This is a genomic window from Niallia tiangongensis (genome assembly GCF_044704065.1).
GTDB lineage: Bacteria > Bacillota > Bacilli > Bacillales > Cytobacillaceae > Niallia > Niallia tiangongensis.
This window is the reverse complement of sequence record NZ_CP162613.1, coordinates 448,637-455,000: the sequence shown is the minus strand read 5'-3', so window position 1 is coordinate 455,000 and position 6,364 is coordinate 448,637. Positions and strand designations below refer to the sequence as shown.

Annotated in this window: 7 protein-coding genes and 7 tRNA genes (1 of these 14 only partly in view); 1 reads left to right on the top strand and 13 read right to left on the bottom strand. The window is 37.0% G+C overall.

Translation table 11 applies throughout. The annotated features are described in order from the left end of the window. From AB3U99_RS02335 to AB3U99_RS02300, 8 genes are all read right to left on the bottom strand, one after another. Positions 1-42, bottom strand: a tRNA-Leu gene (locus tag AB3U99_RS02335); it reaches 43 nt to the left of the window's first position. Positions 43-60: 18 nt separating this feature from the next. Beyond that, positions 61-136, bottom strand: a tRNA-Lys gene (locus tag AB3U99_RS02330). A 1-nt stretch (position 137) separates the two neighbouring features. Then, positions 138-212 (bottom strand) — tRNA-Gln (locus tag AB3U99_RS02325). Positions 213-228: 16 nt separating this feature from the next. Then, positions 229-305, bottom strand: a tRNA-Asp gene (locus AB3U99_RS02320). A 26-nt stretch (positions 306-331) separates the two neighbouring features. After that, positions 332-403 (bottom strand) — tRNA-Glu (locus tag AB3U99_RS02315). Between the two features lie 19 nt (positions 404-422). Beyond that, positions 423-513 (bottom strand) — tRNA-Ser (locus AB3U99_RS02310). A gap of 4 nt (positions 514-517) precedes the next feature. Then, a tRNA-Asn gene (locus AB3U99_RS02305) sits at positions 518-592 on the bottom strand. A 159-nt stretch (positions 593-751) separates the two neighbouring features. Beyond that, positions 752-1,228: a SprT family protein gene (locus AB3U99_RS02300; RefSeq protein WP_400245186.1), complete on the bottom strand. Its 477-nt coding sequence runs from the start codon at positions 1,226-1,228 to the stop codon at positions 752-754. Positions 1,229-1,454: 226 nt separating this feature from the next. On the opposite strand from AB3U99_RS02300, the gene cmpA reads away from it, so the two are divergent. After that, positions 1,455-1,571 carry a cortex morphogenetic protein CmpA gene (gene cmpA / locus AB3U99_RS02295; protein WP_109767903.1) on the top strand — a complete coding sequence of 39 codons (117 nt, stop codon included), beginning with the start codon at positions 1,455-1,457 and terminating at the stop codon, positions 1,569-1,571. Positions 1,572-1,674: 103 nt separating this feature from the next. On the opposite strand, the gene AB3U99_RS02290 is transcribed toward cmpA, so the two are convergent. The 5 genes from AB3U99_RS02290 to AB3U99_RS02270 form a co-directional block, all read right to left on the bottom strand. Continuing rightward, the gene (locus AB3U99_RS02290) at positions 1,675-3,864 is read right to left on the bottom strand and encodes a Tex family protein (RefSeq protein WP_400247934.1); all 2,190 of its coding nucleotides are present in this window, start codon (positions 3,862-3,864) and stop codon (positions 1,675-1,677) included. A 286-nt stretch (positions 3,865-4,150) separates the two neighbouring features. Continuing rightward, on the bottom strand, positions 4,151-4,747 hold the full coding sequence (locus tag AB3U99_RS02285) for a PP2C family serine/threonine-protein phosphatase (RefSeq protein ID WP_400245185.1): 597 nt from the start codon (positions 4,745-4,747) through the stop codon (positions 4,151-4,153). Continuing rightward, the gene (gene sigB, locus AB3U99_RS02280) at positions 4,744-5,541 is read right to left on the bottom strand and encodes an RNA polymerase sigma factor SigB (protein ID WP_400245184.1); all 798 of its coding nucleotides are present in this window, start codon (positions 5,539-5,541) and stop codon (positions 4,744-4,746) included. Before sigB ends, AB3U99_RS02285 begins: the two co-directional genes overlap by 4 nt. After that, positions 5,519-5,989 carry an anti-sigma B factor RsbW gene (rsbW, locus tag AB3U99_RS02275; RefSeq protein ID WP_341191555.1) on the bottom strand — a complete coding sequence of 157 codons (471 nt, stop codon included), beginning with the start codon at positions 5,987-5,989 and terminating at the stop codon, positions 5,519-5,521. The genes sigB and rsbW overlap by 23 nt, the downstream gene beginning before the upstream one ends. Further along, on the bottom strand, positions 5,986-6,318 hold the full coding sequence (locus AB3U99_RS02270; RefSeq protein ID WP_400245183.1) for an anti-sigma factor antagonist: 333 nt from the start codon (positions 6,316-6,318) through the stop codon (positions 5,986-5,988). The genes rsbW and AB3U99_RS02270 overlap by 4 nt, the downstream gene beginning before the upstream one ends. Between the last annotated feature and the right edge of the window lie 46 nt (positions 6,319-6,364).

Genomic DNA, 6,364 nt, shown 5'->3' with positions numbered 1-6,364 from the left:
AGATCCTAAGTCTAGTGCGTCTGCCAATTCCGCCACACCCGCTTATTCTAATATATATAATGGTGAGCCATGGAGGATTCGAACCTCCGACCCTCTGATTAAAAGTCAGATGCTCTACCGACTGAGCTAATGGCTCGTGGCTGGGCTAGCTGGATTCGAACCAACGAGTGACGGAGTCAAAGTCCGTTGCCTTACCGCTTGGCTATAGCCCAATAATTGAAATTTAAATGGCGGTCCGGACGGGACTCGAACCCGCGACCTCCTGCGTGACAGGCAGGCATTCTAACCAACTGAACTACCGGACCAAACTTTCAAAATTATAAATAACAAATGACCCGTACGGGATTCGAACCCGTGTTACCGCCGTGAAAGGGCGGTGTCTTAACCGCTTGACCAACGGGCCATAATTTTAAATTGCTTTCTGGCGGAGAAGGAGGGATTTGAACCCTCGCGCCGCTCACGCGACCTACACCCTTAGCAGGGGCGCCTCTTCAGCCTCTTGAGTACTTCCCCGAAATGGCTCCGCAGGTAGGACTCGAACCTACGACCGTTCGGTTAACAGCCGAATGCTCTACCACTGAGCTACTGCGGAATAATATCCATCGACTTGTCCAACTATCAAACGAGATAGTTATCAGCAGTTGTGTTAATCAGCTGCTCTCTTGTCGACTCTTTACATTATAAGGACATATAAATAATAAGTCAAGCACCTTTCAAAACTTTTTTTAAAAATAAAATCCCTCATTAAAAATCACTTATCAATACTAATTATTTCTTCTAATTTTAATCTTCCTCTACATTTTCCACAAACATACTTTTTTATATCCATTCTTTTTTTCCTAGTATATTTTTGTTTACATGAAACACAAGAATAAATAAGAACTCTCTTTGATTTCCCCTTCTTCATTTCAGCTGGTAAGGAAGAACAAAATCTGGGACCACCTACTCTTTTAAGAAGAATCTTAAAATCAGCATCCTTATGTTGATATCCTCTGTTTAATAAATGAAGATGATAATGGCATAATTCATGCTTAATAATACCTATTAACTCCTCTAATCCCATCACCTCATAATACGTTTTATTAATTTCGATATTATGAGTGCTTAATAAATATCTTCCCCCAGTAGTTCTTAATCTAGGATTAAAAGATGCTTTATGCTCAAACTTTCTTTTAAAATACTCCCATGAAATATCCTCAACTAACCTTTGTAATTCCTCATTTGTCATCGATCCGCTTATCCCTCCTCAACAAGACAAACTATTATAGCATACAATAATCTTATAACTTACTAAATCTAACACAATTATATAATACCGTCTAAATCAAAATACTTTCTTATCCATTATATTATATAGAAAAGCGCAAATCATTAATGGATATTTCCAAGGAAGTGGAAGGAACGATTTTTCGTTCTTAACCTAGCTATAACCATCACGACAAGGAGTGAATATAATGCCTAATTGGTTACAAAACCAAATTAAAAAAGCTTTCTTTGAAAAAAACAGCTATCAAGTAAAGCTATTAAATCAATGCTGGTATTACTATTGCCGTAAAAATACTCCTAGTTAACTGCCCTTTATTGCTCGATTATGCTTACGATTCCTTTACTCCTAAAAATTAGGATTGCCTGCATTTCCATCCTAAAAAAAACGCAGGCAATCCTTCTTTATTATTATTTCTCGTCTTTTGGACTTAACATGGTAAGCGCAACTCTTCCTTTATTGTGGTCTACGCTGTCTACCCAAACAGTAACAACATCTCCTACACTTACTATATCAAGCGGATGCTTAACAAACTTATTGCTCAGCTTAGAAATATGAACTAAACCATCTTGTTTTACTCCTATATCTACGAACGCACCAAAATCGACTACATTTCGAACCGTACCTTGTAATTCCATTCCAGTTTGTAAATCTTCTAGCTTCAATACATCTTTACGCAATAACGGCGCAGGAAGATCTTCGCGTGGATCTCTAGATGGCCGAACCAATGCATCAATAATATCCTTTAACGTAAGTTCTCCAATATTAAGCTCTTCTGCAACTTCCTTCATTTCGACTTTCGTTAGTACTTCTTTTAATTCGGGAGTGCCGATATCTTGTGACTTAAATCCTAATTTAGATAGAAGTTTCTTTACTTCATCGTAATGCTCGGGATGGATTCCTGTTCGATCTAAAGCCTCTTCTCCATCTAACACGCGCAAGAAGCCGATTGCTTGCTCGTATGTTTTAGCCCCTAAACGTGGTATCTTCTTTAATTGTTTGCGATTGCTAAATTTCCCTTCTTCTTCTCGCTTCTTTACGATATTATTGGCAACAGCCTTGGAAAGACCGGCAACATACTGTAATAAAGAAGACGACGCCGTGTTTACATTAACCCCAACTTGGTTAACTGCTGTTTCTACGACGAAATGTAATGATTCTGCTAATTTCTTTTGTGATACATCATGTTGATATTGACCAACACCTACAGATTTCGGATCAATTTTCACTAGCTCTGCTAATGGGTCTTGTAATCTTCTCGCAATCGACACTGCGCTTCTTTCTTCCACTTGGAAATCAGGAAATTCTTCTCTTGCAATTTCGGAAGCTGAATAAACACTTGCTCCAGCTTCATTTACTATTAAATAATAGATCTCTTTATTCTGCTTATTTAGCATCTCAGCAACAAATTGTTCCGTCTCTCTAGAAGCGGTACCATTACCCACTGCAACCATTTCAATTTCATAGCGATCAAGAATACTCTGAAATTTAGTAGCCGCCTCTGCTCTTTTGGAAGCAGGTGGGTGAGGATAAATCACACCAATTTCTAATACTTTCCCCGTTTCATCAACTACTGCTAATTTACAGCCTGTCCGATAGGCTGGATCTACTCCGAGAACCACTTTCCCTTTAAGGGGTGGTTGCAATAATAGATTCCTAAGATTTTCCGAGAAAATATGTATTGCCTGCTCCTCAGCCTTTTCGGTTAACTCGTTTCTTATTTCTCTTTCAATGGATGGCTGAATAAGACGTTTATAGCCATCTTCTATCGCCTCTTTGATAATTATTCCTGCAGGAGACTGCTCATTTGCAATCCACTTTTTCTCCAAGTATGCTGTAATCACTTCAATTGGAACAATAATGGCTACTTTTAAAACATCTTCTTTTTCCCCTCGATTTAAAGCTAATGTCCGATGAGGAACAATCTTATTTACTGGCTCTTCATATTCATAATACATTTCATAAATATTTTTCTCGTCCTTCTCTACTTTTTTTGAACTAGTTTGAATTTTCCCAGTAAGCATCGTCTTGCTTCTGATCCATTTTCTACTTTCTGCATCATCCGATATGCGCTCTGCTAATATATCTTTCGCACCATTGATCACATCTTCGATTGTTAGCACTTCTTTTTCTTCGGATATATATTTACGTGCTTCCTCTTCCAACGAGCTTTCCTTTTTCATACTTAATAACCATTCAGCAAAAGGTTCTAATCCTTTTTCTTTTGCAATAGTAGCTTTCGTACGACGCTTTTGTTTATATGGACGATATAAATCTTCTACTTCCTGTAGCTTGATTGCCTTTATAATATTTTTATGCAATTCATCTGTCAGCTTGCCCTGCTCTTCGATTAAACGAATAACTTCTTCTTTTCTTTGGGCTAGGTTTTGAATATATGTATAGCGATCGATAATATCCTTAATTTGCACTTCATCTAGTGCTCCTGTTTGTTCCTTTCTGTATCTAGCAATAAAAGGAACTGTATTTCCATCTTCTATTAGCGTAATAACACTTTTCACCTGTTTAATCGATACATTCTGTTCTTTTGCAATAATAGCTAAATAATCCTGCCCTTTTTCCTGTTCCAAAACTTTCTCCACACCACTCACGATCCTTTCTACTCCATCGAACAATCACTAAAAAAATATTATATCCATTCTCTTTAGACACTAAAAGTTAGACCTTTTATTTTTAACCTACTTCTATTTTATCAAAAGGTCCTATGAAAGCCTATTATCGACAGAAAGGAATTTACGTTCCTCGTTCGGCATGTCTTAATAGCTCTCAAACATGTACCTATTTAAATAAAAAGGAAGGCTATTGTTCGGAAAAGTTGTTGCTATAACCTGCAGCCTAAATATACTAAAACAGCAAAAAAAGCTTACTTTAAAGCAAGCTTCCCAATATAAAAGTAGAATCATCATCTGAATTATTATATTTTCCAACAATGCTAACTGCTATGGAGCTAAGAGGCAAATATCCTTTTAGCAAATTTTTTACTCCTTGAATATTAAATCCATCGGAAAAAACAAGGAATTTCGCATGACTTTCAAAGGTAAAACGTTGCGTATGATAATGTTGAGGTCTTCCTGATAAGTAACCGGTTACTGGGAGTGGATAAGTCAATTTGCCTGAAGGAGAATAAAGAAAGAATCGAATATTACCTACACAGCTATAAACAACTGTCTTTGAAGCATAGTTTATTTTGAAAACACAAACTGCCGCTCCTCTTTTCTTTATAAGAACATTGTTGGATAGCTCCATTAATTCCTCTACTGATTTCGCATGATTTTCTTTAATCATCTCAGTAACTGCAACGGATGCTTCATTTGCGTATTCGCCACTTCCAAGACCATCTGCTAATACACAAACAAAGTATTCATCCGTTGATGTATAATAAAAACTATCCCCACAAAGGGTTTTCCCTTTCTTGCTAGTCTGATAGGAAAGTACATGAACATTATTATCTTTCCATTCATTCATAAGATAAACTCCGAATTATTGGACTCTGCCTGTATTGCTTCTTGGAGCTTTTTGATCGCTCTTCTTTGAAGTCTAGAAACATGCATTTGAGATATCCCCAGCTTTTCTCCAGCTTCCTTCTGACTAAGATTATCCAAATATGTATATTGAATAATACTTTTTTCTCTTTCAGTTAATACATGCAGCACTTTTTCTAGCACTAACTTTTGGTTTACTTTTTCAAAGCCTTGATCCACATCTCCTACAATATCTAAGAGGGTAACTGTTCCGCCTTCTGAATCTGCTTCAATCGAATGATCGACAGACAAAGCCTGATAGCTTCTGCCCATTTCCATTGCTTCTAGCACTTCTTCTTCGGATACATCTAAATAATCAGCAATTTCATTTACCTTGGGAGAACGCTGTAAATCAGTTGTAAGCTGTTCAACTGTTTTCTTTATTTTGGGACCAAGCTCTTTGATTCGTCTTGGTACATGAACGCTCCACGTTTTGTCTCTTAAAAATCGTTTAATTTCGCCAATTATAGTAGGTACAGCAAAAGCCTCAAAACTTTTACCAAAGCTTTCATCGTAACGTTGGATGGCTCCTATCAATCCAATGATTCCAACTTGCGCAATATCTTCGTGAAACATTTTTCCCTTTGAATATTTTCTTGCTAGCATTTCTACTAAATCACGATAATTGATGACAAGCGCTTCCTGTGCTTTCTCATTTTGCGTGAGTTGAAACTCTTTAATTAATTCATTTACTTTTTCCTTTGATAAATGGCGATTAGGTTGAGATTGTTTCTGCATCCCTCTCCACCTGCTCTCCTTCGAGGTATTTAGTCATGAAAACAGTTACCCCGTTATTATGGTGAATCTTTACTTCATCCATTAATGTTTCGATCAAGTATAGGCCAAGTCCCCCTTCACGAAGAAATTCCACTGACTCATCCTGTTCATACGGACCTAAATCTTTTGTCGTAGAATGAAAGTCAAAGCTCTTTCCATTATCGGCGACAATAACCTCTAAACGATCGTTATATAATCGAAATCCAATTAAAACTTCTCCTGCGTCCTTATTCTTATACGCATGTTGCACAGCATTTGTACATGCTTCACTAGTAGCTATCTTTAAATCCTCAATTTCATCATAGCTAAAGCCCATTCTGCTTGCGATCCCGGATAAAGTTAAGCGAATAATGCCGACATACTCTGGTTTAGAAGGAATTTTCATTTCGATGTACTCAAAATGACTCATTGGATTCCACCTTCTATCTTACTATTTATGTCTATAATATCTGCCAATCCTGTTATTTCAAATAGCCTGATTAAGCGGCTTGATAGACCAATTAGCTTGAATTCGCCATTGTTTGCGCGGACATTCTTAAATATGCCCACAAACACTCCTAAACCAGTACTGTCCATATAGTTAACATCTGATAAATCTATTACCATTTTTATTCCTTCTTTTTCGGAAAAGGAATAAATACGCTCTCTTAATTTCGGAGCGGTATACGCATCAATTTCACCAGAAACTTTAACTTCTACATCCAATTCTTTTTCCTTCACATCTATTATGATATTCATCCCGACCCACCTTTACATTATTACGATATTGTCTTTTACCCCATCA